The organism is uncultured Granulicatella sp. (genome assembly GCF_963528315.1).
Taxonomy (GTDB): domain Bacteria; phylum Bacillota; class Bacilli; order Lactobacillales; family Aerococcaceae; genus Granulicatella.
The window spans coordinates 29,134-55,954 of record NZ_CAURVV010000010.1 but is presented as its reverse complement, the minus strand read 5'-3'; the positions used below and the strand labels follow the sequence as shown (position 1 = coordinate 55,954).

Genomic DNA, 26,821 nt, shown 5'->3' with positions numbered 1-26,821 from the left:
CACTTACTACTATTTATCTGACTTATTATAGCTTATTTTGGGATAATTTTATAGTGAAGTGAGAAATTCAAACTAAATAATTTGAAAAGATTTGTCAAGGACATAAACAAAATTTCTTTGATAAATTTATATCTTCTCTGTTTCTCTCTTGATTAACTTCAGTATTTTATCTTTGTATGTTTCGCCTGTACTTTCTTAAAATGTAAATTTACAGTATATTTTGTTTTTTCAATATCCATTATTAGCTGTTTATGTTGTAGTTTTTTTATATCTCTTTTTTCTTCTTCTATGTGTCCTCCTTTCCATTTTTAGACAAAGAAAAAACAGTAAACCTTTTTCGATTTACTGTTTCATAAGTTGCTATATTATTGTTTTTATTTAATTGTTTTACTTTGACAAACTGGGATTTGTAACTATCTTTTTTTGAACAAATATCTGTACATTTACTATCAGAACCCGTGAAATTATATCGTAATTATTTTAATACACTATTCAATTACCAGCTCTACATAATCCCCATCTTCCTTATTGTATACATGCTTATTTACGATTCCAAGTAGTTTCTGTATATCTTCCATATCTGAAGCAGAAAATTCCAAATAACAAGTCTCATCACTGGTATAATTCAAATCTTCATAAAAATCCTGAATTGCCACATAAAATTTGTCTAAAACATCTTCCAATGGATATTGGGAAATATTCCTCGGACTAACTCCTTCTCCTAATTCTGGTTCTTGAACAAATTTTAATGAAGTAACAAAGCAATCACTTTTCATAAAATCGTCATACGTTTTATAGATATGTTCTGCTACCTTTTCGTAATCAGCTTTGTTATATTTTTCATGTACAAAAATATCTATATTTTTCATCTCAACCTCCTTAATGTGGTGTGAAAATTATCATTAGTCCCCCACAACTTCTAATTTTTATTTATCTACTTTAGCTTTTTTAGTAATTCTACAAAAGGTACTTTATCCTCAACAAATTCAAGTTTATTTCACTCGACATTCATAATATTATACCATATTTCAACCCAGTTTTATAGGTCTAACTCGTTCCTCTTTACCTGTGTTAGTCTTCTGTTTTCTTGTATAAAGTTTCAAAGTAAGTTCTAGTTAAGTATCAAAACTAGAACTTAGATTGAGAATTTACTAAAAAAGGTGTTTTGACTATAAAGTCAAAACACCTAATTCGCCCTTACACAGCCTTCTTTGCTAGTTTTGCTAAAAAGATTTCTTTACGTGTTGGATTTAATACAATTAAGTTTACTAAGAATAACCCTACTAACCAAGCTAATGCTACACCAATTGTTTCAAAACTTAACTCAAAACTTTCTTTTGTAAAGAAGTCTACGTAAACACCCATAAATGTATAATGAGCAATTTTAGAAGCAGTCTCACTTAATCCAGAGAACAATGGTAAGAATGAAATAGCCATCATAGGAACTAAACCATTCACTTGCGCTTGAGATTGAGTATTAGAAAGTGAAGCAATTAATAAGTTTAATAAAACAATACATAGTCCCACAACAATCGCTACTACAAAATATTCTCCTGAGTGTTTCCCAAAGTCTGCATTTACAATCATTGGAAAACTTACAATTGTTACAAGTCCAACAACGACTGGATAAAATAGTGCAGATAATAAATATTCTCCATTTCTAACACCACTGAGTAATAAAGATTTCAAGTTTTTCTTTTCCTTATCTTCTGCAATGGTTAAAGAAGTCAAACTTCCTAGTGAAACTGAGAATGCTAATGATAAACACATGAATACCATATACGAAGAATGTTGTCCATCTGCATTCATAAATTGATTATATAACACTAACAATCCATACGGTAATAGAATAGTTGCTAATAAAGTGCTGTTACTTAATAATACTTGTGTGCGTAGCCAAATTAAGGCAGTTAATCGTTTAATCATTTAATTTCTCTCCTGTCAATTGAATAAATATTTCTTCTAAAGTTGGTTCACATGAGTGAATCGCAACGACTTGTGCTAAATCTGTTTGTCCTAATGCTTCAAATGTAATTTCTGTTTGTGTTTCATCTGCGAATGTTAATTGAACTTTTTTCTCGTGATTATACTTTTGAATAATCGAAGAAGGTGTGCCATATTCAATTAAATGTCCTCGATTCAATAAACTTAGACGGTCACATAATAATGTTGCTTCGTTCATATCGTGTGTTGTTAAGAAAATCGTAGTTCCTGATTCTTTCAGGTCTAATAATAATTCATGGATTTTCTTAGAAGTGGTTGGATCTAATCCGCTTGTTGGCTCATCTAAAAATAATACTTGTGGCTTATTGATTAAAGCTCTTGCTAGAAACATTCTTTGTTTCATTCCTGTCGATAGTTTTTCTGCTGCTAAATTTTTACTATCGTATAAATCAACTTGTTTTAACACTTCATCTACTCGTGCATTTGGTTTTCCATATAATTTTGCATAAGCTTGTAAATTTTTATATAGGCTTAGTTTTTCATAAAATCCACTCGTATCACTCACTAATCCGATTTGTTCTAAATCTGCTGGAGTTAGCTTCTCAGATACTTTTCCTAACAATTCTGTTTGTCCTTTATCGGAATTTAATTGACCCGTTAAAATTTTAATCATTGTTGTTTTCCCTGAACCAGACGGCCCTAAGAATCCAAAAATTTCTCCTTTCTTCACTTCAAAAGAAATTTCTTCTAAAGCTACTTTTTGTCCAAATTTTTTTGTTACATTTTTTACTACAATCATGTTTATCCCCTCTTTACTGATTTCCTAACTGATGAATTTATTATAGAAAAAAATTCTTTTTCTCAGTAGTGCCTAGAGTCACTACCTACAATGACTTTAGTCACGACTTCTCGTGCAAATCGTCACGACAAAAAAAGCATACCGAAATCGGTATGCCTTCCCTATCATCTATTTAACTTTCTACCACAATATGCCTCGATACGATAATAAAACCAATAGAACATACAGTAATTCAAACCCTATAAAGAGTTTTTTCATTTTCACACACATCGCTACATATTCACGAATAAAAGCGGACGGAATATAATAACTTGCAGTGGAGCAACCTAAACCATCCCCTTGCATTCCAATTTGTCGAGCATACGTACTCGTACGAAATACATGATAATCATTTGTCACAAATAAAAATCGAGGATTTTCCACTAATTGCTCACCTAGTTCTTTAGAGAACAGTAAATTTTCATAAGTAGTTGTAGATTTTTCTTCTAATATAATAGCTTCTTTTGGCACATCTGTATGTTCCACTAAATAGTTATACATCGCTTGTGCTTCAGATATTTTTTCATCACTACCTTGTCCACCACTTGCAATAAGTCGAATCTGAGGATTTTTTGATTGATGAAATGCTTGTACAGCTTTATCAATTCTCTTTTTTAGAAGAGGCGTAACTCTTTCCCCATCTAACAATCCGGCACCATGAATAATAATAAAATCATAATGCTGTTTCTTCGGTACCCATAAATAGACACAGGAGTACATCATAAATCCTACAAATGCAAATCCAAAAATAATATAAGAATAAATGATAAACATAAATAGTATATTAAACCACGGATTATAAATGAAAAAATTATTTGTAACTAGCCCCACTCGAATCCACATAAAAACAAAGAATAATAAAATCACAATCCCCATAATAGGAGAAAGAAGATTCGCTTTAGAAAAACCTTCTTTTTTTAACAAAATAAAGCCATTAACGATTAAAAATAAACCACTCAAAAGAATCAGAACAGGAATGAGTAAAATTCCTACTATCATCACCAAATGAGCATTTTCATACCCAGAGCTGAAAAAGAGATTCGCAATGGATAGATATAAAAACAACACTTCAATGACTAATAAAGCTGGATTCCATAAACTGCGATTATCCTTCCACATTGAAAAAAGTAGAGCTATCAATACGATTGTCGTAATTCCATATAAAAACATATCCGCCTACCTTCTTACTCTGCTAAAATTTTTTCAAAATCAAAAGCTTCACCTTTTTGTTTATCACTTAAAATCAAAGCAATCACGATTCCTACTAAAGCTGGAACAATCCACCCTAATGATAAAGTAGAAAATGGTAATTGGTGCATCACAGTAGATAATGCAGATAATTTTAAAGTGTCTCCTAATACTGTTAATACGGATACTAGAACTGTTAACCCAACCGTTAACTGCATTCCAATTTTAGAAAGAGGAACAAATTTATTTAAAAGAATTAATATAACCATAATAATTGTAATTGGATATAAAATTAATAATACCGGCAATGAAAACTTAATTACTGTATTTAATCCTAAATTAGAAATTCCAAATCCAATGAAAGAGAAAACTGTTGCATATACTTTATAAGAATATTTAGGGAATAATTCTTCAAAGAATTCTCCAGTTGAAACAATTAATCCGACTGTTGTTGTAAAGCACGTTAAAATAACCATTGCGCCTAAAAATATTTGTCCAAATACTCCAAAAATATCTTTTGAAGCAGCTGCCAAAATATAAGACCCTTTATTAACTGCATTATCTGCTAATACATCTGCTGGCACTGTAAAATGATTTCCAAGATTTGCTAATCCTAAATATAAAATACTAAATCCTACAGCCGTTACTAAACCTACACCGATAATCGTTTTTGTAAATTCTTCTTTTGAAGAAAAATGGAATTTCTTCAATGTATTTACCGCTACCACACAAAAGGCAACAGAAGCTAGGGCATCTAATGTATTGTACCCTTCAATAAATCCATTTCCAAACGAACCACCATTTTGATACGCCGTTGCTGCTTGCATTGGTGCTACTCCTGCGTATTTAATCGCTCCTAATAACACTAAAACTAAAATTAATCCTGCAAATAATGGTGTTAAAATTTTCCCGATACTATTTAAAATCGTTGAACGATGAATTGCAATCCAATATGCTGCAGCAAAATATAACACTGTATAAATAAATGATGATAAAGTACCTGAAATTCCCATTGAGGCTAAAGCTGACTCAAATGGCTGAATACTAATCGAATACGAAACAGTTGCTGTTCTTGGAATCGCAAAGAATGGTCCAATCGATAAATATAAAATAGCTAAAAATGCTACCGCAAATACTGAATGAACTTTAGTTTCTAATTCATGTTTAAAACTTCCATTACTCGTTGCACCTACAATTAATGTAATAATGGGAATACCGACACCGGATAAAATAAATCCCGCAATCGCTGGCCAGAAATACTCACCAGAAAACAATCCTAATGAAGGCGGAAAGATTAAATTTCCTGCCCCAAAAAAGAAACCAAATAATAATAAACCTGTTAACAAGCCCTTCTTCATCTTACCTTCTCCTTTTCTCTTATAATATGCGAAAGAGTACGTTGTAAAGCAACGTACTCTCCCTACAATAATTGTGTTCTCTATTGATTATGAAACAAATGAACCATTTGGCATTTCTTGAGGAGCTAAAACTACTTGTAATACTCCATCTTTTTCTGCCGATAAGATCATTCCTTGACTAATTTGTCCTCTCATCTTACGTGGTTTTAAGTTTGCGACAATCACTACTTTTTTACCGATAAACTCTTCTGGATTTGGATACCATTGAGCGATACCAGATAAAATTTGACGGTGTCCGCCAGCATCTCCTGCATCTAATCGGAATTGTAATAATTTATCTGCACCTTCCACTGGTTTACAGTCAATGACTTCTGCAACTTTTAATTCTAACTTGTCAAAGTCATCATATTTGATGGCTTCTTTTTCAGTTGTTAATTCCACTTCTTCTGGGTTCCATTCTGTCGCTACTTCTTCTTTCACCGTTCCACCCATTTTACCTTGAATATAAGCAACTTCTTCTTCCATATCTAAACGTGGGAAAATTGGTTGTCCTTTTTCAACAACTGTTGTACCTGCTGGAATCACTCCAAATGTATGAAGCGAAGGATAGTCACGTAAAGCTTCGTCGTGAATTCCTAATTGTGCTAAGATTTCTCCTGGCGTTTGTGTTAAGAATGGTTGTAAAGCCACCGCAATAATACGTAAGCTTTCTGCTAAATAACTCATTGTACGAGCTAATTCTTCTTGACGAGCTTCATCTTTTACAGCTGCCCATGGAGTTGTTTCATCAATATATTTATTTGTACGAGAAACAAATTTCCAAATCGCTGATAATGCAACTGAGAATTGCATTTCTTCCATTGCTGCTTCTACTTCTTCAATCATCACTTTTGAAGCTTCTACTAATTCATGGTCGAAGCTTGAAACTGGAGCAGAATAAGTTGGAATTGTTCCATCAAAATATTTATTAATCATCGCTACTGTACGGTTTAATAAGTTTCCTAAGTCATTTGCTAAGTCATAATTAATACGTTCTACAAATGATTCTGGAGTGAAAATACCATCTGAACCAAATGGTACTTCACGTAATAAATAGTAACGTAAAGCATCTAAACCATAACGTTCAATTAATGTGTTAGGGTCAACGACATTTCCTTTAGATTTAGACATTTTACCGTCTTTCATTAATAACCAACCATGGGCAAAAATTTTCTTCGGTAATGGTAAATCTAATGCCATTAACATAATTGGCCAATAAATCGTATGGAAACGAACGATTTCTTTCCCGATAAAGTGTACATCTGCTGGCCAATAACGGTTAAATAATGTTTCGTCATCACTTCCATAGCCTAAAGCTGTAATATAGTTTGATAACGCATCAATCCATACATAAATGACATGTTTTGGATCATTCGGTACTGGAATTCCCCAGTCAAATGATGTACGAGAAACGGCTAAATCTTCCAAACCTGGTTTAATGAAATTATTAATCATTTCATTTTTACGAGATTCAGGTTGAATAAATTCTGGATGTTCTTCATAGTATTGTAATAAGCGATCCGCATATTTACTCATTCTGAAGAAATAAGATTCTTCTTTCACTAATTGAACTTCATGACCACTTGGAGCCACTCCCCCAATCATTTTTCCATCTGCATCACGATACACTTCCACTAATTGAGATTCTGTAAAGTATTCTTCATCACTCACAGAATACCATCCTTCATATTCTCCTAAGTAAATATCGCCATTATCCACTAATTTTTGGAAAATTTTCTGTACAGATTTTTTATGACGAGGTTGTGTTGTACGAATAAAATCATCATAAGAAACATCTAATTTTTTCCATAAATCTTGAATCCCAAAAATAATATTATCAACAAATTCAATTTCGCTCACTCCTGCTTCTTGAGCTTTTTGTTGAATTTTTTGTCCATGTTCATCTGTTCCTGTTAAGAAATAAGTATCATAACCTTGTAATTTTTTATAACGAATCATTGCATCACTTGCTACAGTTGTATATGCATGTCCGATATGTAATTGTCCACTTGGGTAATAAATTGGTGTTGTTAAATAAAAAGTTTTCTTATCTTCCGCCATTTGGCAGTATCCCCCTTAAATCTATAGATAGTGTTATTTTACCATAACGATTACTAGAATTAAACAACTAACTCTTTTCTGAGCAAGTCATTATTTTAAGTCTTTTTTTGGTGAAAAAGCCCAAAATCTTTGTCCGATATAATTAAATGCAACAAATAAAACCATTCCTACCAATAACGCAATATTTCCTTGTACATTTGTAGAGAGTCCTGATAATAACCATATAACAAATGGTTTCGCGAAGCTATAAGCAAGGACGTAACAAATAGTAATATTCACGATAAATTTCAAAATAGTATTCCAATCATGGCCTTTTTGCTGGAAAGTATATCGCTTATTCAACAAATAACTCACGATGCTTCCCACTATATAATTCAACGCACTTGAAATCCAATAACTCCATGCTAATACATTGAAGCAAAAAAACATAATCGCTGTTCCAACCAGTGTATTGACGACTCCTACTAATATAAATCTTAGAAAAGTCGCATCAAAAAAAGATGATAAAATTTTTTTCAAAACTTTTCCTCCCTATAAAAAAGAGGAGCGCTACGCACTCCCACTTTCTAATCTATTCGTTATCGTTTGTAGATGAACGAGGAATTATAATTCATCCTCTTCTTCGTCAAAATCACTATCTAACTCGTCATCACTAATAATAGATAAATCTTCATCTGCACTAACTTCTTCATCTAAGTCTTCGTCAGCACCTAATTCACTTAAATCTGAACGATATGCATCTAATTCTGTTTCTTCTTCATCATCTACATCATCGTCTAAGTCGATAACATCATCATCTTCTTCGTCTTCTAACAAGCCATCTTCATCTTCTGGATCATCATCATTGTAATCGATAAGATCTTCTTCAGTTCCAAAAGCATTAACTTTTTTACGTTTTTTACGACGTTTTTTCAAGTCTTCATCATCCATTGATGAAACAATTTCTTCATCGATTGAATCAATTGGATACCATGAACGTAAGCCCCAACGATTTTCTCCAAGTGAAATGAAGCTTCCATCAATATTTAAATCTGTATAAAAACGAGCCATGCGTGCTTCTAATTGCTCATCGCTTAACTCCATATATGATTGAACTTCTACTAATAATTGATTAAAGTCCATCACTTCTTGTTTTACTTCCAAGATAGCATGTGCTACTTCAACCATTGATAATTCATTTTTGTTGATTCCATCCAGTGCTTTTAATTCCAAAGGATACACTTCCTTTCCACATATTCCTTAACAGTATAGCACACAAAAGCCATGATACGCTACTATTGCACAATGTTTTCTTTAAGAATTTCCATATTTACTGTAAATTCTCCTAAATTTTCTCCTAATTGAGATAATTGGTATTCAAAGGAAATTTGTTTCCAATCAGACGAAACTTCTACATTCTTCGTTTTAATCTCAAATAAAATTTCTTGTCCTTGAGCTAATTGATAACGACCCTTTGTTTTCTTTTGATGTTGGAATACTAATTGACTAGCTACTTCACCTTTACGGAATAATTGGATTTCTCCATCAGATACAAGTAAATCTACTTTTGTTTGAGTTTCTTTTTCGTGATAAGACAACGCTAATTGTTTCTGTTCAGTCTTCCATTCAATTGATTCAATCGGTGCTTCTAATTTCGTTTGTAAAGTTTCTCCGGCTTGGATAATTTTTGTATGAACTCGAATCATTTTGACACCTCCATTCATTCTTTATGAAAAAGAGAGAAGGAGTGAATAAAAGTCGGAAATTTCATTCCGTTTTCTATTCACCCCCAGTGACTATTTCACTTGTAAACAGTAGAAGACTATCTACTGCATTCAAGTTCTCTCAGTTATTAATATTTTGCTAATTCTTCTTGTAATAATTGGTTTACAACTCCAGGATTTGCTTTTCCTTTTGTTTGTTTCATAATTTGACCCACTAAGAAACCAACTGCACGATCTTTACCATTTTTGAAGTCTTCAATAGACTGTGCGTTATTAGCTAACACATCTTGAATAATTGGTAATAATTGTGATGGATCACTTAATTGAATCATACCATGTTTTTCAACAACTTGACGAGCAGTTCCGCCTTCTTCAGCTAATAATAAGAATACTTTCTTCGCTAATTTAGAGCTGATTGTTCCGTCGCCAATTAATTGAATCATTTCTGCTAAACTTTGTGGAGTTAATAATAAATCATGTAATTCTAATTTTTTACTATTTAAATGAGCAGAAATATCTCCCATCAACCAGTTAGAAGCTAATTTTGGATCGCTACCTGCTGCAACTGTTTCATCAAAGAAATCAGACATTTCTTTTGATAAAGTTAATACCATTGCATCATATTCTGGTAAACCAAATTCACGAACATAACGTTCACGACGAACCGTTGGCATTTCAGGAATCGATTGACGAACTTCTTCCACCCATTCATCTGAAATTTCTAAGTTTGGTAGGTCTGGTTCTGGGAAGTAACGGTAGTCACTTGACCCTTCTTTCACACGCATTAAAATTGTTTGCCCGTTCGATTCATCAAAACGTCTTGTTTCTTGACCAATAACGCCACCGCTACGTAATACTTGAGCTTGACGCACTTCTTCAAATGCTAACCCTTTACGAACGTTGTTAAATGAGTTTAAGTTTTTCAACTCTGTTTTTGTACCGAATTTTTCTTGCCCATAAGGACGTAGAGAAATATTCGCATCACAACGCATTGATCCTTCTTCCATTTTCACATCTGATACGCCTGTAAACATAATAATTTGACGTAATGCTTCTAAATAAGCATAGGCTTCTTCAGGAGAACGCATATCCGCTTCAGATACAATCTCAATTAATGGAGTTCCTTGACGGTTTAAGTCTACATATGAGAAACCATCCGTTCCGTGAGTATTTTTACCAGCATCTTCTTCTAAGTGAACACGCTCGATACGGATACGTTTTGTTTTTCCTTCTACTTCAATATCAATCCATCCATCATGACCAATTGGGTAATCAAATTGAGAAATTTGATACGCTTTTGGATTATCAGGGTAGAAATAGTTTTTACGGTCAAATTTTGTATGTTGTGAAATTTCACAGTTTAAGGCTAATGCTGCACGCATTCCAAATTCAATGGCACGTTTGTTAATAACTGGAAGTACCCCTGGATATCCCCAGTCAATAACGGTTGTATTTGTATTTGGCTCTGCTCCAAAATGAGCTGGTGAAGGAGAGAAGATTTTTGAATCTGTTTTTAACTCTACGTGAACTTCTAGCCCAATAATTGTTTCAAAATTCATCTTATTTTCCTCCTTATACGTTTGCTTGTTTTAAGTAATAGTCATTTGCTTGTTCAAATGCAAATGCAGCTTGATAAATAGTTTGTTCTTGGAAGTAATTTCCGATTAATTGGATACCAATTGGTAAACCTTCACTAGAGAATCCAGCAGGTACAGAAATCGCTGGAAGACCTGCTAAGTTTACAGGAACTGTTAATAAGTCTGCCATATACATTTCAATTGGATCATCATTTCTTTCGCCAATTCCATAAGCAGTTGAAGTTGTTACAGGTCCTAAAATTAAATCATAGTTAGCAAATACATTCGCAAAATCTTGTTTAATTAATGTACGAACTTGTCCTGCTTTTTTGAAGTAAGCATCATAGTAACCAGAACTTAATGAAAATGTTCCTAACATAATACGACGTTTTACTTCCATACCGAATCCCTCAGTACGGCTCATAACATATAAATCTTCTAAAGTTTTCGCTTCAGCTGAACGGTGTCCATAACGAATACCGTCAAAACGTTGTAAGTTAGAAGACGCTTCTGAAGAAGCAATAATATAGTATGCAGGAATACCATATTTAGAATAAGGTAAGCTCACTTCTTCTACCGTTGCTCCTAATGCACGATATTGTTCAGCTGCTTTTAAGACTGCTTTACGAATTTCAGGATCAATTCCATCTCCTAAATATTCTACTGGTAAAGCAATTTTTAATCCTTTAATATTCCCATTAATTTGTTGGTAATAATTTGGAACAGGTACATTCACACTTGTAGAATCACGGTGATCATATCCACTGATTGCTTCTAATACTAATGCATTATCTTTAACTGTACGAGTTAATGGTCCAATTTGGTCTAAGCTTGATGCAAAGGCAATTAATCCATAACGAGATACACGACCATATGTTGGTTTCATTCCAACAATCCCTGTAAAACTTGCAGGTTGACGAATCGAACCACCTGTATCAGAACCTAAAGTGGCTAATACTTCTCCAGCTGCTACAGCTGCTGCAGAACCACCTGAAGATCCTCCAGGAACTTTTGTTAAATCCCAAGGGTTTCTAGTTTTCTTGAAATAAGAATTTTCTGTCGAACCACCCATGGCAAATTCATCCATGTTTAATTTCCCTACATTCACGGCACCTGTTTTTTTCAACAAGTCCATTACATGTGCATCATAAATTGGATTGAAATCTTCCAACATACGACTTGCAGCTGTTGTGATTAAATCACGAGTTACAATATTATCTTTAATCCCGATTGGTAATCCTTGAAGAGAAAGAGTTGAATCATAACCTTTTTCATCCGCAGCTTTTGCTTGAGCCATTGCTTCTTCTTCATTTAATGCTAAGAAAGCTCCAACTTTATCATCTAGTGCTTGAATTTTTTCAAATGTTGCACTTGTTAATTCTTGAGAAGTAAATTTCTTTTGAACTAAACCTTCATGCAAGCTTACTAATGTTTGATTTTCTAATAAACTCATGCGTCTTACTCCTCTCCTTCACCCATAATTGCAGGTACTTGGATAAATCCATCCTCGCTTGTTTTTACATTTCTCATTAACAAATCACGATCTGTTCCTTTTACCGGCACATCTTCACGTAAAACATTCACTAATGAATATCCATGAGTTGTCACTTCTACTCCTGTTGTATCCACTTCTTTTAATTGTTCTACCATATCGATGATATCACTCATTTGCTCTGTGAAATGTAAAATCTCATGATCTGCAAATGATAATTTCGCCAATTTTGCAACGTGACGTACTTCTGATTCTTCAATTGCCATGACTGTTCCTCACTTTCTACTTTTCTTTCGTTTCTATTGTAAAAGGCACGTACCTTTTATGTCAATCTTTAATCAAAAACATGATACGTAAACACACCTTGAGTTGTATCTTGCATTAAGAATGCTTCCATACCATTAATCGATGAAATACGAACTTCTACCGGTGTTGTTTTTGGTAAGTATTTATTCGCAACATCTGTTACATGTTGCGCTAAAGCAATAATTTCTGATTCTCCATAAAATTGAGTCATAATATTAACAACCATTTTTTTAGGCGCATTTTCTTGATAATAAACTTTTGCGGTTACTCCTGACAAATTCGGGAAGAAGTTTTGAACTTCTGTTCTAAAGTTTTCAAAAGCTGATGATTCTTCTGTTGGATTACCATCAATTAATGGTAATACTACAATTTTTTGATTCATATTTGTCCAATTTGTAATTTCAGTACCTTCTACTGAAGTAGCTTCTAAAATATAAACTCCTCCACCGATATCGTCTTTAGGAGCTTGCTTAAAGATTCCAAACACAATCGGCACTGTCTTTAATGCATCATTTTGACGTAAACGAGTTAATACTGTATTAGCAATTGATTTTGCTTGTTTCAACATTTCTTCATTAGAAATTTCTTGTTCTGCATCTTTATCTCCAGCAGTGTAATAATCTACTGAATTCATCGCAAGACCGATACTAATCCCACCTAGTTCATAATTATTTTCTGTTTGAATCATGAAATCTTGTTCTAAAATTTGCGCTAAATAATATGGATTTCTCTTACTTGGATCTGTTTCACCATTATCTTCTGGGTTTAATCCATCTGGATTTTTCTCAGATTTACGAGCGACCCATTGATTTGTTGTTGTTGAATCAATAACTTGTCCTTCTCTAAAGAAATATTGATTCGTTGGAAAAACTGCACGTGATAATTCAATTAATCCTGATTCAAAATTTCTTAAGTTAAATCCAGTATTTAAACTTAATGTTGCTCCACGAGTTTTACTTACTTGATACTTACCATTCGTAATCAACGCTCGATAAAATTGATTCGACAATTGGTTTGTTGTTGGTTGAGCCACTTTTGCACGTGAAGATTCTGATTCAACATTTTTTTGTGTTGCCTGATTAATATTCGCACACCCTGCTAATAACATCATTGTTGCACTAGCCAGAGTGATGATTTTTTTCTTCATAACGATTCCTTTCCTTCAATGATTGTTCTAAATTGTTCTTCATCCCATACTAAAATCCCTAAAGATTCTGCCTTTGTTAACTTACTTCCTGCTTGAGCTCCAGCAATCACTAAGTCTGTTTTTTTAGAAACAGATCCCGTCACTTTTCCACCTAGAGACTCAATCGCTTCTTTAGCTTCTTGTCGTGTCATCTGTTCTAACGTTCCTGTTAACACAACTGTTTTTCCAGCTAATAAAGAATCTTCTAAAACGACTGACTTAGCTTTCCCTAAATAACGCATATTAACGCCTGCTGTTTTTAATTCTTCTAACATTTCTTGAACGGTTTCTTGGTTAAAATAAGCAAGAACGCTATGCGCAATAACTTCTCCTAACCCTTCAATGGCAACCAATTCTTCCGCAGTCGATTTTTGAAGGTTCTCCATTGTTTCAAAATGCATTGCTAAATCTTTCGCTGCTTTTGATCCGACATTTCGAATACCTAAACCTGTTAATAAACGCTCTAGTGAATTTTTTTTACTCGTTTCAATCGCCTGTAAAATTTTCTGCGCAGATTTTTCTTGAATTTTATCGAGTGTTAATAATTGTTCCATTGTTAAGTGATATAAATCTGCCACATCTTGAACCAATCCACTTTCAAATAATTGATGAATGATTCTTGTTCCAACTCCAGACATATTCATCGCATCTCTCGATACAAAATGAGTTAATCCTTCTTTTAGAAGAGCAGGACATTTTGGATTCATACATCTTAAAGCAACCTCTTCTTCTAAATGAACGAGTGGGTTCGAACACGAAGGACATTTTTCTGGAATTTCATACGGTGGTAATCCTTCTGGACGTTTTTCTAAAATCACTCGAGTTACTTCTGGAATAATATCGCCCGCTTTATGAACGACAACCGTATCTCCAATTCGAATATCTCTTTCTCGAATTAAATCTACATTATGTAAGCTAGCACGTTTCACAGTAGTTCCTGCAAGAAATACCGGATCCATGACGGCTGTCGGCGTGACTACTCCTGTACGTCCTACTGTCCATTCAATCTCTCGCACAATGGTCTGTGCTTCTTCTGCAGGGAATTTATAAGCAATTGCCCATTTTGGAGCTTTTACGGTAAATCCAATTTCTTCTTGCGCTTTAAAGTCATTGACCTTAATCACAATTCCATCAATTTCATAAGGAAGATTATTTCTCTCCACTGTCATTTTTTCAATAAATGCCCATACTTCATCAATCGAGTGACATAAAGCTCTTTCTTGATTCGTCACAAAGCCTAATGCTTGCATTTTTTCTAGCACCTCCATTTGAGAAGCTACTTCTAAAGCTTCTACACTAGGGCTTTGATATAGAAATACTGCTAAATTTCTACTAGCTGCTACTTTAGAATCTAATTGTCTTAAACTTCCTGCAGCTGCATTTCTAGGATTTGCAAATACTTCTAACCCTTCTTCTTCCCTTGATTGATTTAGTTGTTGGAACGATTTCTTCGGCATATAACATTCCCCACGAACTTCAATCGACCATGGTTGTTCTAATGAAAGAGGAACAGATTTAACCGTTCGAATATTATGCGTAATATCTTCCCCTATTACCCCATCTCCTCTTGTAGCACCTAGAACTAACTGACCTTCTTGATACGTTAGCGCTACAGATAAACCGTCAATTTTCAATTCGCACACATAGTCAATTGTGCGATTCGTTAATTTTTTAATTCGATCATCAAATGCTTGTAAATCTTCTTTTGAAAAAGCATTTGATAAACTCAACATTGGGTTTTGATGGGTAACTTTTTCAAAACTGTCTAACACAATTCCTCCAACACGTTGAGTTGGAGAATCTGGAGTAATCAATTCTGGATACTCCGTTTCTAATCGCACTAGTTCATGATACGCTTCATCATACTCATGATCCGTAACGGTTGGACGATCTTGAACATAATATTCATGACTCCAACGATTCAATTGTTCTCTTAATTGTTGGATTTTTTGTTCTACTGAAGTATCCATTTACGACTCCTCTATTCTTTCAATTGGTGCAAAACTTGCTAATAATCGTTTAATGCCCATTCCTGCAAAAGCAACATCAATTTCTTGATTCGTACCTTCACCCGTTACTTTAACGACTGTTCCAACATTCCATTTCTTATGCATGACTTTGTCGCCCACTTTCCATACAGCACCATCATTTGCAGCCACGGTCTGTTTACGAACTGGTTGGATGCTTGAAGGTTGCACTGCTTTTGGTTGATAAGCAGTTGCCTGAGATTTCGCTCTATATTTATCAAATAATGAACCCGAAGACGAAGTTTTCGAAACAAATGAGGAAGACTCTCTACTTGTATGTCCATAGGATTGCTGTTGTTTAGAATCAAACAATTCTTCTCCAATTTCTAAAATGAATCTTGATGGACGATTGGATTGTGTTCGTCCATATAATAATCTGGAATACGCATTTGTTAAATATAATTTTTGTTCTGCACGGGTAATTCCTACATACGCTAAACGACGTTCTTCTTCCACATCGTCGCCATTCTCCATCATACTTCTTAAACTTGGGAAAATCCCTTCTTCCAAACCGATAATAAATACAACTGGGAACTCAAGTCCTTTAGCAGCGTGAAGGGTCATCAATGTTACCATACGTCCATCACCTTCATCACTATCTGCATCAGAAACTAAAGATAAATCTGTTAAAAATTGTAATAATGGCGAATCTTCTGACTCTTCTTCTAATCGATCTTGTTCGAATTGTTTTGCCACTGAGATAAACTCTTGAATATTTTCAATTCTCGCATCAGCTTCCATTGTATGTTGTTGCTCTAAAGAGGCAAGATATCCTGTTTTTTCAATCACTTGTTCTACAAACTCACTTATTGATAGAAATTCTTGCATTTTTCTTAAATCTTCAATCATTTCAGCAAATTTTTCTAAAGCCTTTGCCGCTTTTCCTGATAGAGGAGAAAGTGCAGTTTGCGAACTGGCTTCTAATAATGAAAATTGATGCATAGAAGCAAAATCATTTAATTTATCTAAAGAAGTTGCTCCTATTCCTCGTTTTGGACTATTCACAATTCTTCTAAAACTTAAATCATCTTGAGGATTTACAATTAAACGTAAATACGCTAGTAAATCCTTAATTTCTAGTCTCTCGAAGAATCGTTGCCCACCGACTAAACGGAATGGAATATTTGATTTTAATAAATTTTCTTCCATCACACGAGATTGCGCATTTGTACGATATAAAATCGCAAAATCATCATAGTTATATCCATCTCTTAATAGACTTTGAATTTGTGACAATACATAACGCCCTTCATCTTGCTCCGATTGAGCACGATAATACGTAATCGGTTGTCCTTCATCATTTTCAGTCCATAATTTCTTCACTTTACGATTAAAGTTATTTTCAATGACATGGTTCGCTGCTTGTAAAATCGTTTTTGTTGAACGATAATTTTGTTCTAATAAAACAACTTTTGCGTTTTGATAATCTTTTTCAAATTCTAAAATATTACTCATGTCAGCACCACGCCAACCATAAATACTTTGGTCTGCATCCCCAACGACACAAATATTTTTGAATTTCTTCGCTAACATCGTTACTAATCGATATTGAGCATGGTTTGTATCTTGATACTCATCTACATGGATATATTGGAATTTTTGTTGATAATACTGCAATGTTTCCGGATGTTTTTGGAATAATTGTACCGTCAACATAATTAAATCATCAAAATCTAGCGTCATACTTTTGGCTAATTCTTTTTGATATTCACGATAACATTTCGCAATAATTTGTTCCACATATCCCGTATATTTTTCACTAAATTTTTCTACATCTTCTAAATCATTTTTTGCTTGGCTAATTCGATTTAAAATCATGCGATAATCATATTTTTCACTATCAATATCTAATTTCTTTAAAATTCGTTTCATTGCCGTTTGTTGTTCACTTGGGTCACAAATTGTAAAAGAACGTTGATAGCCTAATAATTCGATATCCCTTCTTAAAATACGCACACACATCGAGTGGAAAGTAGATACCCACATATCTTCTGCTTGCGGTCCAACTAATTGACTCACTCGCTCTTTCATTTCACGTGCTGCTTTATTCGTAAAGGTAATCGCTAAAATATTCCAAGGATGAACCTCTTCTTCTGCTAAAATATACGCCATACGGTGCGTCAGTACTCTTGTTTTCCCACTACCAGCACCTGCCATAATCAACAATGGGCCTTGAGTATGTTGAACCGCCTCTTTTTGACGTTCATTCATTCCTTCTAGTAATTTCGCCGAAATACTCACAAAGTCATCCTTTCTCTTGTTACATTCTAATCGTGTAATCCACTTAATTCTAATTCATTGACTAAATCCACACTTGAAGCACCTGTTAATCGAATCACTCCGACTGCTTCTTGGAGTTTCCCTCCTACTACTTGGAAATATTCAAATTCCCAATGAGGTTTTACTACTGTTAAAATATGCGCTTTTTCTAACATTTCTTGATAAATCGGAACAATTAATCCTTCCTCTATCAATCCACTTTCTAATACGCCTAATCCTGTTGCCAATCGTAAAACAATTTCACTAAATGATTGAGGAATTTGTCTTGCGCTAAATTGATGTTGAAGAAGCGGTAATTGATCTACTTTTTTTACATAAAAAATTCCACTTTTTGCCATTACAACTTGAATCGATACTAGAGTTGAGCCTGAGATTGAACGCATAATTTTTGATGCAATTGTACGAAGCTCTCCAACCCACTCAGGATTCATTCGTTTTGAGGCAATTGAATATTTTAATTTTCCATCTACATATACATCTTCCGTAATCGGTAAAATCGTAATATGATCTTCATAATCTCGTAAAATCGTCATACTAAAATGACGTTGACCGGGAACAAATGCTGTTACCATACAAGATTGTTCCTCTACTAGTTGGAATACATGATCATCCATATCATGGTCATATATCATCATTTCCTTTTGTTTTTTATCGAAACGATTTGTCTCTAATACAGCGGGAAATCCAATACTTGATAATAAGCTTGGTAATTCACCAATACTTGTAATCATTCCATAAGGAGCTACATTAATCGCATGTTCTTCTAAAAATAACTTTTCAACCATTCGATTTTGAGAAATTTCTGCTAATTCAAACGATTGATAATAACGAGTTTTCCCACTTAAGGCTATAATCGTATCTATTTCAATTTGATTTGTTAAAACATAAATCGTATCCACTTGCATTGCAAAATCTGATAATGCATGTTTATTCGAATAACGAGCAACCACTTCTTTATCTGCTAACAAAACACTAGGTTCATCTTCTTCGCGGAAATGGTGAACACGATACCCTAAACGTTTCGCCATTAAAATAACGGATGAAATTTGAGAATCTCCACCAATAATTCCAATAATACTTCCTGGTAATAATTGACTCATGTGTTTTCTACTCCTTTACAGATTTTTCTTGAAGTTGATCATATTGTGATAAATGATATGTTTCAATGACCGTAATAATTTTTTGTGCATAAGTTGGATCTGTAGCATATCCTGCTTTTTGAAGGGCGTGTGCTGCTTCTTTATAATTTTTTGCTTTTAAAACAGGCTCATATAGTTTAGGGTTCCAGTCCACTCCATACGTTAATAACTTAGCGTGAGCTTCCACGGATTCTGCCCAACTATTATAAACTCGAAAAGGTGCCATAATGGTAATCCATTGACCATTGATAAATTCACTCGTTTCTAATTGGACACTTGGTTCTGCAGCACCAGCTTTCATCCCATATAAATTATAATAGTCCTTCGAAAGTCCACTTTCTCCCCAATCAGACTCTAATATAGCCTGAGCTAAACTAATACTCGGTAAAACTTTATATAATTGATATGCTTTTTGAGAAGACGGGACAAGCGTTTGAATAAATTGTTGGTGTGCAACTTCTGTAGGATCTTGCCTTGTTTCTTGAAACTGTAATGTACCCATAATAATGACACTACAAAGAGCCACAAATACTAAAATAATTCCAACTGTTAATCTCTTAGCTCCTAATTTCATATGCGATTTCCATTTGATTGATTTTCGTCTTCCCACAGCAACACCACTTTCTATACATACCTCTAATTCTATCATAAACCTTAATTTTACGCTTGAATTTTCCATGTTTTTTATAAAATTAATTACATTTTAAACCTAACTTTAATCGACATTCTTACTCGTTGTCGCTTTATGCATTTTATGATATGATATTCAAGAATTTTAACCAACGAGGTGAAAGTGTGCCTAATCAACAACAAAGTCCATTTCACATTGGACTCCGAACTTTAAAAACAGCCGTATCTGCCTTTATCTGTATTGTTCTTTTTAAAGTGCTTCATCGTGGGTCTCCAATGTTAGCAGTGTTATCTGCCGTATTTAGTTTAAGAACAGATCATAAACAAACTTGGAAATTTGGAATTTCTCGCTTTTATGGGAATATGTCTGGAGGGATATTAGCCATTATCCTTCTTCAATCATATCGATATTTCACTCTTCCAGACTACACTGACTTACTATTAGTTCCTCTTGGAATTATTTTATTAATTTTATTTTGCAATCGATTCAACAAGACAGCGGTCATTAACTCTTCGGCAACTTTCTTAGTTATTTTTTACAATATCGAAGCTGCTGTTAATGTGGAATACGCGATTCAACGAGTATTAGATACATTAATCGGAGCAGTTATTGCGATGCTTGTCAACCGACTATTACCAAGTCCACATTTACAAGAAAAATAGAGCATCCCAAAACGGAATGCTCTTTTTTGTCAACTAATTTTTCTATAATTTTTTTATTTCGGATAATAATTAATTCCAATCCAGAAAACTCCAAATACAAGCACTAAAATACCGTTACACAATAAATAACGAGCAAAATTTCGACGATTAATATTAGAATTATCAAAACTATAATATAACATCATCACAAAACCCACAATCGGAATTGCTACAAGAAGCCCATACCCAAAATATTCCCATGCACTTAATGGTCTATATTCAGGTGGTCCATCATAATAATTTTTATGCATTTTTTCTCCTCCATTTTGTATCTTCAAAGCTATTATATCTTCTATTAATGAAATTTCAAACAATTTTATAAGCCTTTTAATTCACCTTCAGTATCAAACCCTTAATGAAGATTAAAAAAGGCACCCCATACGGAGTGCCATTAATAAATAGTCGGACGGAGTCGCACCGTCATCTCCTCTCTATTACTAGAAAGGCGTCTTCCTTTTTGAACTACTGCCCTATTTATTACTTTGATTGTACTATATTTACAACCTATTAGTAAATCACATAGTCACGTTTTCTTTGGAAATATAACTTCGCATCTGCTTTTGGTGTGATTTTTGCTGAGAAAACTTCTTCTTTCTTATTCAAATCAAACACACGTAGTGCATTTTGACCTTGATCAAGTCCAACATATACTAATGTATCTTTGTTTAGTACTTCTTCTGAAGAATATGAATCACGTTGAAGTGTTCCAATTTTTTCTAAAGATAATTCTGCTGTAGCGCGATACACCGTTTCTAACTCTGCTTGACGATCTTTAGCCGCAACATATTCCGGACGTTCAACCGCATGGTCTCTTCCTGATTTTCTACCACTTACTCTTGGATGAGCCGTTTCTACTGCATAAATTTGAGAACCTGAAATGTAGAAACTTGCTGAATTTTTTAGTGAAGTAGTATCCAATTTGCGGAATGTATTTGTAAACAAATCATATTGATAATACTCCTCTTCCTCTGGTTTTTCAGAAGGTTTTGGTCCATCTTTTATAGGGAGCACATTAAACACAATTGTTTCGGGATTATAAGAACGATTTCCAAATGCTGCATTGAGCATTAAACCATCTTTTTCAAGTGTTAATTCTCCCACATCTTTCACAGTACCTTCTTCGAAAGATAAAATAAACTTCAAGAATTTTCTTTCATTCGCTTTTCTTTCTATGATAGGAATAATGACCCCTAACTCTTTTCCCTTACGTTGGAAGATTGGCTCTTCTCCCCAGGCTATTGATTGATCTATATGAATCGGAATTTGTTTATCAATGATTCGTTTATTTTCATTAGAGTACAACGCATAATTAAATTTAAAATCTGTTCTACTACTGAAATATGAATCCCAATGAATATCATAAAATAGTGAAGAATTGTCTAATTGTAATACGTGTCTATGATTGACAAGTAATGAACGTTCCAAAAGAGGGATTTTGCTTAATGTCGCTTGTTCTCTCATCTGTCCATTCCAAGTTCCTACTGTTTGAAATAGTTTTTCCACTTTCCCATCAACAATGGCTGATGTCGAAACATTATTACTTAATTTTCCAGCGCCTTCTTTTCCTACTTCAAAAACTGTCCCTTTTAAATATTGATTGCCTTCTGCTGAAGATTCTATTGTATATGGAGCATCTGACATTGACGTCCAAACCATATTCCCAATTCCTAAAACTAGAAAACCAACAACAATTACGAGTAATCCCCATGCAAATTTAATTGATTTCATATTCTCACCCCCATTAAACACTAACTTTACGTTCTAATAAATAATAATCGACGAACCAATGAATACCCATAAACACGACTGCATACAAGATTGTCACAAAATATTGCTCCGTTTGAGTAAACGATAAGTTTATCATCACTTGAACATAACTTGCTAAAATACCACAACAAATGACAAAGTAACCCACTAAAGATGCCACCATCAATGCCCAACCATACGCTTTCAATCCTTCTTCTAAAATCGCTAATTGGAAGAAGAAAACAATGACAACCATTAAAAATGCCATACACCATGCATAAGCAGTTCCATTTAACGGTAATAAATATTGTAACATTGAACCCGAATTCAAGAAGTCCGTGTAATGAATATGGTCTGCTAAAACTGGGAATCTCCAAATCAATAGCGCCTTATTCACTCCAAGAATGATAAATTGTGTTATTTGAAGTACTAAAATGTAAGACAAAATTGTTAGGAATTTTGCAAAATACACTTGCATTCGATTCCCTGGTAGTAAGAATAATCGATTAATAAAATTCCCTTTACTACGAAATTCTTTGACCCAAATATAAACCGAAGCAATAATAATAATGATAAAAGCTGCCATCAGTGCTAAATTCATTCCAAATCTTGATTGCACTAAATCCGTCACGCTTCTTGTATCTTCGACATTCAGATTTTTAGGATCTATTCTTAAAATACGCATCAGATGAACTAATACTTGAATGATAAAGAACACAATCATTAGAAATCCTAACATAAATTTACTTTTTCCCAACTCATACAACCATAAATTAAAAATTTTTTTCATGATTGATACACCTCCCTCATCACATCTACAATGGACTTACCTTCTTCTTCACGCACTTGTTCTGCGTAAAATTCTTTAATTACTTTTCCTTCATCTAATAAGATGGCTTTATCAACGATATATTCAATATCTTCGATTTCATGCGAAGTTAAAATAACTCCAATTCCTTCTAATAAATCTGAAGTAAATAATTGTACAATTTGTTCTCTTGAAAAAATATCAATTCCTGAAAATGGTTCATCCATTAATACAAAATCAACATCTAAAGATAATCCTAATAACAAGTTAACTTTTGCAACATTTCCTTTTGATAATTGTTGAATCACTTCATTTCCTTTGAATTTGAAGAAATGTAATAATTTTTTAGCTTTCTCATCATTCCAATTCGGATAAAAAGTTCTCATAAAAGCAATTGCTTCAAAAATCGTTTCACCTTTATTCACAACAATCTGATCACAAATGTAAGCTAACTTCTTCGAGCGATCTCCTTTGATTACTTGTCCATCAATACTTACTTCCCCTTTTTTGATTGGAATTAATCCCATGATCATATTCATAATCGTTGTTTTCCCAATCCCATTAACTCCGATTAATACGGTAATTTCTCCACGTTCTGCTGTAAAAGAAATTCCATTTAACACCGCTTTGTTGCCAAATCTCTTATGTAAATGTTTCACTTCTAACATGCTACTCTCCCTCTCTTCTCTTCATCGCTTGTTCCAACTGTTCCATGACTTCCTCATTCGAAACATGTAATGGATAAATCGAATCTGCAAAAATTTGTATTGCTTCTTGTAACATTTCTTGTTTTAATTGCCCAATTAATTCGGGATTATCTGTCACTCGACTCATGACATTATTTCCTGTTGAAATCAACCCCATCTCCTCCATTTCTCGAAATGCCCTTTGAACAGTATTCGGATTCACTTGAAGTTGACTAGCAAATTCTCTTCGACTTGGCAATTCTCTTCCTAATTCCCATTCACCTGATACAATTTGCTTTTTAACATAGTCAATAATCTGTTCATATACCGGCAATCGTTTATCAAATTGGATCATAACATTTCATCCCCTCCTTGTACTATTGTGTTAATGCATTAATACACTTTATTCCTTGACTGTATTATACGCTTGATACACTCATTTCGTCAATCATTTTTTGAAAACATTTTTAAAAAATCCGAAAAATTCTTTTGCTGGCTGTTTTTTGTAATAGATTTGTTGAACGAATAGCGATTTTGGCAATAAAAAAACTTTAGACCGGAAATTCCCATCTAAAGTTTTCACTAAGCATTAGCCACGTAATTGACCGTTTTGCCCTAAATTTTCATGTTTAATTTCTTGAATAATAATGTGAATGTGTTCTGTAGGAGCTCCCGTGTTTTTAGAAACAACTTCTGTTACTTCTTTGACAAGCGCTTCTTTTTGTTCACGTGTACGTCCTTCTAACATTTCAATATGAATAAATGGCATTGCTATCCCTCCTTATTGTATGAATAGTATACGCCTATACTCGATATTTCTCAATGATCTGTTGCATGGTTTGATTACGAAACAGCACATATAAAATCACAGTATTCAACGGTAAGCTGATGATATTTTTCAAAATTCGAAGTCCCATAAAGGCTGAAAAAGCTTTTTGCGTTATCATATAAATCCAAAGCGAATTCAATCCTAAATTAATCACAAATGTAATGATTAATACCGTCACAAAAATACGTGGAAGTGTTAATTCTTTACGATACAGGCAATAGCCATAAATTAATCCACCTAAAACGGCTGTTAAAGTAAATCCAGGGAAAAAGGTACTCGCTTCCCCTCTTAGGAAATTTCCTAAAATATCTACAAAAAATCCTACAACAGCTGCTCGATAAGGTCCTAAAATCACCCCAGCAAGTGCCGCTCCGATAAATCCGAATCCGATTTGTACGAGATTCCCCATTTTAATCGATGGAATCATCTCAATAATTAAACGCATGGCAATCATTAATGCCGTTACCGTTAATGTTCGTGTTAATTGTGTTTGTTTGTTCATATTAGCATCTCCTTTTATCTGTCATAAAGAGCTGCTCCATTTAATAAATGGTCTGTCATTAAATGCAGCGAATGCGAATACACTACCGCAAAGAGTTCTCTTTTTCGTCCAATCGGCAACATCCCATCCGTTTGGCACTTAACGCAATGTATTCTACTCTGATTTGTAGTGGTTCATCTCTTCGATTGACGAAACCTTTTCCATACACTCCTTTCTACCAAAAATAGCATACCTGGTTTTTAAGTTGGCGTCAACGAAACTGTCATTCTTCGGTTTCTTTCTATCTTTTCCTAAAGAGAATTGATGAAAAAGGCGCTTTCAAGTATAATGAAAGTAACAGATAAGGATGTGAAAAGTATGAGTAATGAACGTTATTTAGTAATCGAATCGAATATGCGAAGTTTATCCTTCCATTTAGAATCTATTACAAAATCAAAATATGATAGCGACTGGCACAGCACAATCCATTCTCATCCATTTATGGAATTATTTTATGTTTTAGATGGAAAGGGAGAATTTTTAATTGAAAACCAACGTTTCCCAGTAAAGGCACAAGATTTCGTTATTATTAATCCACAAGTCGATCATACAGAAGTTTCTTCACCTGAAGAACCTCTCGAATATATTGTATTAGGAATTACAGGACTTTCTTTTTCTAACTTTTTTAATACGCAAACAAATGTCGAGCAACCTTTTTCATTTTTCAACTTACGAGACGAACAAAAGGATATTTTAGTGTATTTAAACGCAATGGTAACTGAAGCAACTAATCACTCGATGAGCTATGAATTAGTTTGTCATAATTTATTAGAAATATTGCTCATTAAAATTCTTCGAAATAAATCGTTTGAAATTGATGTTAGTCCAATTAATAAAACGACAAAAGATATTAGTCTCATTAAACACTATTTAAAAACACATTATCGAGAACAAATCTCCTTACAGGATTTAGCTGATTTAACACACTTAAGCAGATTTTATATCTCACACAGTTTTAAAAATGAAATGAATCAAACACCAATGGAATATTTGACAGATATTCGAATTGAAGAAAGTAAAGTACTCCTCTCTACAACGAATTACTCAATGTCACAAATTGCATCTATTGTTGGATTTTCAACTCAAGCATATTTTTCAAAACAATTTAAACAAAAAATGGGTATGACCCCACTCGCATACCGTAAATCTCAACTAGAATAAGGTGAAACAATGATCCGACAACCCAAACCCGAAGAAAGAAAGCAAATCATTCCGCTCATTCAAACCATTATCGAAGATATGGAGTTACCCATTTTAAAAGTAGTATCACTCAACACTCTTCATGCGATGCTAGAAGAAGCTATGCTACAAGAGAACTTTCGCTACAGTTTAACGAATACTCTTGTTTATATCGAAGACGGAACGGTTGCTGGAGCCATCTTCGGATATCATGGACATCTCGAACCAAGTATTGATGAACCATTTTATCAATTGTATGAAACGTACAATATTCCTTCTTCCATTCGTCTCTATGAAGATTCTGAAACACAAGCCGGTGAATGGTATATTGATATTCTTTCAGTACATCCAAATTATCGCAGAAAAGGAATTGGCATAAAATTACTACAAGCAGCTGAAGACTTAGCTAAACAACAAGGTGCTAGTGTCATTGCTCTAAATTGCGAAGAAATCAATGACAAAGCCTATCAACTCTATCAAAAACTAGGCTATACAGCGACTAGTACAAAAATCTTAAGTGGACATTCTTATTATCATATGACAAAAAAACTTGAGTGATATT

27 protein-coding genes and 1 riboswitch are annotated in these 26,821 nt (G+C 33.8%); of the genes, 3 read left to right on the top strand and 24 right to left on the bottom strand.

Features of this window, described 5'->3' with window-relative positions:
• Nucleotides 1-488: 488 nt before the first annotated feature.
• From RYK07_RS04080 to RYK07_RS04000, 17 genes are all read right to left on the bottom strand, one after another.
• Entirely contained in the window at nt 489-869 is a 381-nt protein-coding gene (locus RYK07_RS04080) for a hypothetical protein (protein ID WP_314348964.1), read from the bottom strand.
• Between the two features lie 328 nt (nt 870-1,197).
• Complete coding sequence (locus RYK07_RS04075) at nt 1,198-1,926, bottom strand: ABC transporter permease (protein WP_314405490.1); 729 nt, start codon at nt 1,924-1,926, stop codon at nt 1,198-1,200.
• A complete protein-coding gene (locus RYK07_RS04070) occupies nt 1,919-2,743 on the bottom strand; it encodes an ABC transporter ATP-binding protein (RefSeq protein WP_314405489.1) in 825 nt (274 codons plus the stop codon). Before RYK07_RS04070 ends, RYK07_RS04075 begins: the two co-directional genes overlap by 8 nt.
• Before the next feature lie 180 nt (nt 2,744-2,923).
• Nucleotides 2,924-3,952 carry a YdcF family protein gene (locus RYK07_RS04065; protein WP_314852524.1) on the bottom strand — a complete coding sequence of 343 codons (1,029 nt, stop codon included), beginning with the start codon at nt 3,950-3,952 and terminating at the stop codon, nt 2,924-2,926.
• A gap of 14 nt (nt 3,953-3,966) precedes the next feature.
• Entirely contained in the window at nt 3,967-5,328 is a 1,362-nt protein-coding gene (gene brnQ, locus RYK07_RS04060) for a branched-chain amino acid transport system II carrier protein (RefSeq protein ID WP_314852523.1), read from the bottom strand.
• Between the two features lie 87 nt (nt 5,329-5,415).
• A complete protein-coding gene (metG, locus tag RYK07_RS04055) occupies nt 5,416-7,428 on the bottom strand; it encodes a methionine--tRNA ligase (RefSeq protein WP_314852522.1) in 2,013 nt (670 codons plus the stop codon).
• A gap of 90 nt (nt 7,429-7,518) precedes the next feature.
• Complete coding sequence (locus tag RYK07_RS04050) at nt 7,519-7,947, bottom strand: GtrA family protein (RefSeq protein ID WP_314852521.1); 429 nt, start codon at nt 7,945-7,947, stop codon at nt 7,519-7,521.
• Nucleotides 7,948-8,031: 84 nt separating this feature from the next.
• On the bottom strand, nt 8,032-8,640 hold the full coding sequence (gene rpoE, locus RYK07_RS04045) for a DNA-directed RNA polymerase subunit delta (protein ID WP_006703627.1): 609 nt from the start codon (nt 8,638-8,640) through the stop codon (nt 8,032-8,034).
• Between the two features lie 62 nt (nt 8,641-8,702).
• The gene (locus tag RYK07_RS04040; protein ID WP_314852520.1) at nt 8,703-9,113 is read right to left on the bottom strand and encodes a DUF1934 domain-containing protein; all 411 of its coding nucleotides are present in this window, start codon (nt 9,111-9,113) and stop codon (nt 8,703-8,705) included.
• A 146-nt stretch (nt 9,114-9,259) separates the two neighbouring features.
• Nucleotides 9,260-10,690, bottom strand: a complete 1,431-nt coding sequence (gene gatB, locus RYK07_RS04035; RefSeq protein ID WP_314852519.1) for an Asp-tRNA(Asn)/Glu-tRNA(Gln) amidotransferase subunit GatB — start codon at nt 10,688-10,690, stop codon at nt 9,260-9,262.
• 13 nt (nt 10,691-10,703) lie between these two features.
• Complete coding sequence (gene gatA, locus RYK07_RS04030) at nt 10,704-12,161, bottom strand: Asp-tRNA(Asn)/Glu-tRNA(Gln) amidotransferase subunit GatA (protein WP_314852518.1); 1,458 nt, start codon at nt 12,159-12,161, stop codon at nt 10,704-10,706.
• A gap of 5 nt (nt 12,162-12,166) precedes the next feature.
• The gene (gatC, locus tag RYK07_RS04025; RefSeq protein WP_227931903.1) at nt 12,167-12,466 is read right to left on the bottom strand and encodes an Asp-tRNA(Asn)/Glu-tRNA(Gln) amidotransferase subunit GatC; all 300 of its coding nucleotides are present in this window, start codon (nt 12,464-12,466) and stop codon (nt 12,167-12,169) included.
• Between the two features lie 68 nt (nt 12,467-12,534).
• The gene (locus tag RYK07_RS04020) at nt 12,535-13,653 is read right to left on the bottom strand and encodes a CamS family sex pheromone protein (protein ID WP_314852516.1); all 1,119 of its coding nucleotides are present in this window, start codon (nt 13,651-13,653) and stop codon (nt 12,535-12,537) included.
• Nucleotides 13,650-15,662: an NAD-dependent DNA ligase LigA gene (gene ligA / locus RYK07_RS04015; protein ID WP_314852515.1), complete on the bottom strand. Its 2,013-nt coding sequence runs from the start codon at nt 15,660-15,662 to the stop codon at nt 13,650-13,652. The genes RYK07_RS04020 and ligA overlap by 4 nt, the downstream gene beginning before the upstream one ends.
• A complete protein-coding gene (gene pcrA, locus RYK07_RS04010; RefSeq protein WP_314852514.1) occupies nt 15,663-17,960 on the bottom strand; it encodes a DNA helicase PcrA in 2,298 nt (765 codons plus the stop codon).
• 26 nt (nt 17,961-17,986) lie between these two features.
• On the bottom strand, nt 17,987-19,099 hold the full coding sequence (locus tag RYK07_RS04005; RefSeq protein ID WP_314852513.1) for an ATP-grasp domain-containing protein: 1,113 nt from the start codon (nt 19,097-19,099) through the stop codon (nt 17,987-17,989).
• 7 nt (nt 19,100-19,106) lie between these two features.
• Nucleotides 19,107-19,787, bottom strand: a complete 681-nt coding sequence (locus tag RYK07_RS04000) for a glycoside hydrolase family 73 protein (protein WP_314852512.1) — start codon at nt 19,785-19,787, stop codon at nt 19,107-19,109.
• 110 nt (nt 19,788-19,897) lie between these two features.
• Here RYK07_RS04000 and RYK07_RS03995 point away from each other — a divergent pair, with 110 nt between their 5' ends.
• Nucleotides 19,898-20,431, top strand: coding sequence for an aromatic acid exporter family protein (locus RYK07_RS03995; protein WP_314852511.1), 534 nt, complete (start codon nt 19,898-19,900; stop codon nt 20,429-20,431).
• Nucleotides 20,432-20,484: 53 nt separating this feature from the next.
• Here the strand turns inward: RYK07_RS03995 and RYK07_RS03990 are convergent, their stop codons facing one another.
• From RYK07_RS03990 to RYK07_RS03960, 7 genes are all read right to left on the bottom strand, one after another.
• Nucleotides 20,485-20,721, bottom strand: a complete 237-nt coding sequence (locus tag RYK07_RS03990; RefSeq protein ID WP_314450145.1) for a hypothetical protein — start codon at nt 20,719-20,721, stop codon at nt 20,485-20,487.
• Nucleotides 20,722-20,977: 256 nt separating this feature from the next.
• A complete protein-coding gene (locus tag RYK07_RS03985; protein ID WP_314852509.1) occupies nt 20,978-22,198 on the bottom strand; it encodes a hypothetical protein in 1,221 nt (406 codons plus the stop codon).
• 13 nt (nt 22,199-22,211) lie between these two features.
• The gene (locus RYK07_RS03980; protein WP_314852508.1) at nt 22,212-23,006 is read right to left on the bottom strand and encodes an ABC transporter permease; all 795 of its coding nucleotides are present in this window, start codon (nt 23,004-23,006) and stop codon (nt 22,212-22,214) included.
• Nucleotides 23,003-23,692, bottom strand: coding sequence for an ABC transporter ATP-binding protein (locus RYK07_RS03975; protein WP_314852507.1), 690 nt, complete (start codon nt 23,690-23,692; stop codon nt 23,003-23,005). Before RYK07_RS03975 ends, RYK07_RS03980 begins: the two co-directional genes overlap by 4 nt.
• A 1-nt stretch (nt 23,693) precedes the next feature.
• Entirely contained in the window at nt 23,694-24,065 is a 372-nt protein-coding gene (locus RYK07_RS03970; RefSeq protein ID WP_314852506.1) for a GntR family transcriptional regulator, read from the bottom strand.
• A 234-nt stretch (nt 24,066-24,299) separates the two neighbouring features.
• On the bottom strand, nt 24,300-24,479 hold the full coding sequence (locus RYK07_RS03965) for a 2-hydroxymuconate tautomerase (RefSeq protein WP_227931913.1): 180 nt from the start codon (nt 24,477-24,479) through the stop codon (nt 24,300-24,302).
• Between the two features lie 34 nt (nt 24,480-24,513).
• Nucleotides 24,514-25,041, bottom strand: coding sequence for a folate family ECF transporter S component (locus RYK07_RS03960; RefSeq protein ID WP_314852505.1), 528 nt, complete (start codon nt 25,039-25,041; stop codon nt 24,514-24,516).
• A 63-nt stretch (nt 25,042-25,104) separates the two neighbouring features.
• Nucleotides 25,105-25,204: riboswitch (THF riboswitch) on the bottom strand.
• Between the two features lie 194 nt (nt 25,205-25,398).
• Between RYK07_RS03960 and RYK07_RS03955 the strand changes: the two genes are divergently transcribed.
• Entirely contained in the window at nt 25,399-26,241 is an 843-nt protein-coding gene (locus RYK07_RS03955) for an AraC family transcriptional regulator (RefSeq protein ID WP_314852504.1), read from the top strand.
• Between the two features lie 9 nt (nt 26,242-26,250).
• A complete protein-coding gene (locus RYK07_RS03950; protein ID WP_314852503.1) occupies nt 26,251-26,817 on the top strand; it encodes a GNAT family N-acetyltransferase in 567 nt (188 codons plus the stop codon).
• Nucleotides 26,818-26,821: the final 4 nt, after the last annotated feature.

Coding starts and splice junctions, on each gene's coding strand:
- RYK07_RS04075 (WP_314405490.1), bottom strand. CDS start 1,926: ATGATTAAACGATTAACTGCCTTAATTTGGCTACGCACACAAGTATTA.
- RYK07_RS03970 (WP_314852506.1), bottom strand. CDS start 24,065: ATGATCCAATTTGATAAACGATTGCCGGTATATGAACAGATTATTGAC.
- brnQ (WP_314852523.1), bottom strand. CDS start 5,328: ATGAAGAAGGGCTTGTTAACAGGTTTATTATTATTTGGTTTCTTTTTT.
- RYK07_RS04000 (WP_314852512.1), bottom strand. CDS start 19,787: ATGATAGAATTAGAGGTATGTATAGAAAGTGGTGTTGCTGTGGGAAGA.
- RYK07_RS04080 (WP_314348964.1), bottom strand. CDS start 869: ATGAAAAATATAGATATTTTTGTACATGAAAAATATAACAAAGCTGAT.
- RYK07_RS04040 (WP_314852520.1), bottom strand. CDS start 9,113: ATGATTCGAGTTCATACAAAAATTATCCAAGCCGGAGAAACTTTACAA.
- gatB (WP_314852519.1), bottom strand. CDS start 10,690: ATGAATTTTGAAACAATTATTGGGCTAGAAGTTCACGTAGAGTTAAAA.
- RYK07_RS03980 (WP_314852508.1), bottom strand. CDS start 23,006: ATGAAAAAAATTTTTAATTTATGGTTGTATGAGTTGGGAAAAAGTAAA.
- RYK07_RS03995 (WP_314852511.1), top strand. CDS start 19,898: ATGATATTCAAGAATTTTAACCAACGAGGTGAAAGTGTGCCTAATCAA.
- RYK07_RS04070 (WP_314405489.1), bottom strand. CDS start 2,743: ATGATTGTAGTAAAAAATGTAACAAAAAAATTTGGACAAAAAGTAGCT.
- gatA (WP_314852518.1), bottom strand. CDS start 12,161: ATGAGTTTATTAGAAAATCAAACATTAGTAAGCTTGCATGAAGGTTTA.
- RYK07_RS03975 (WP_314852507.1), bottom strand. CDS start 23,692: ATGTTAGAAGTGAAACATTTACATAAGAGATTTGGCAACAAAGCGGTG.
- ligA (WP_314852515.1), bottom strand. CDS start 15,662: ATGGATACTTCAGTAGAACAAAAAATCCAACAATTAAGAGAACAATTG.
- RYK07_RS03965 (WP_227931913.1), bottom strand. CDS start 24,479: ATGCCATTTATTCATATTGAAATGTTAGAAGGACGTACACGTGAACAA.
- RYK07_RS04020 (WP_314852516.1), bottom strand. CDS start 13,653: ATGAAGAAAAAAATCATCACTCTGGCTAGTGCAACAATGATGTTATTA.
- metG (WP_314852522.1), bottom strand. CDS start 7,428: ATGGCGGAAGATAAGAAAACTTTTTATTTAACAACACCAATTTATTAC.
- RYK07_RS03955 (WP_314852504.1), top strand. CDS start 25,399: ATGAGTAATGAACGTTATTTAGTAATCGAATCGAATATGCGAAGTTTA.
- RYK07_RS03985 (WP_314852509.1), bottom strand. CDS start 22,198: ATGAAATCAATTAAATTTGCATGGGGATTACTCGTAATTGTTGTTGGT.
- RYK07_RS03950 (WP_314852503.1), top strand. CDS start 26,251: ATGATCCGACAACCCAAACCCGAAGAAAGAAAGCAAATCATTCCGCTC.
- RYK07_RS04005 (WP_314852513.1), bottom strand. CDS start 19,099: ATGAGTCAATTATTACCAGGAAGTATTATTGGAATTATTGGTGGAGAT.
- RYK07_RS03960 (WP_314852505.1), bottom strand. CDS start 25,041: ATGAACAAACAAACACAATTAACACGAACATTAACGGTAACGGCATTA.
- RYK07_RS04065 (WP_314852524.1), bottom strand. CDS start 3,952: ATGTTTTTATATGGAATTACGACAATCGTATTGATAGCTCTACTTTTT.
- gatC (WP_227931903.1), bottom strand. CDS start 12,466: ATGGCAATTGAAGAATCAGAAGTACGTCACGTTGCAAAATTGGCGAAA.
- RYK07_RS03990 (WP_314450145.1), bottom strand. CDS start 20,721: ATGCATAAAAATTATTATGATGGACCACCTGAATATAGACCATTAAGT.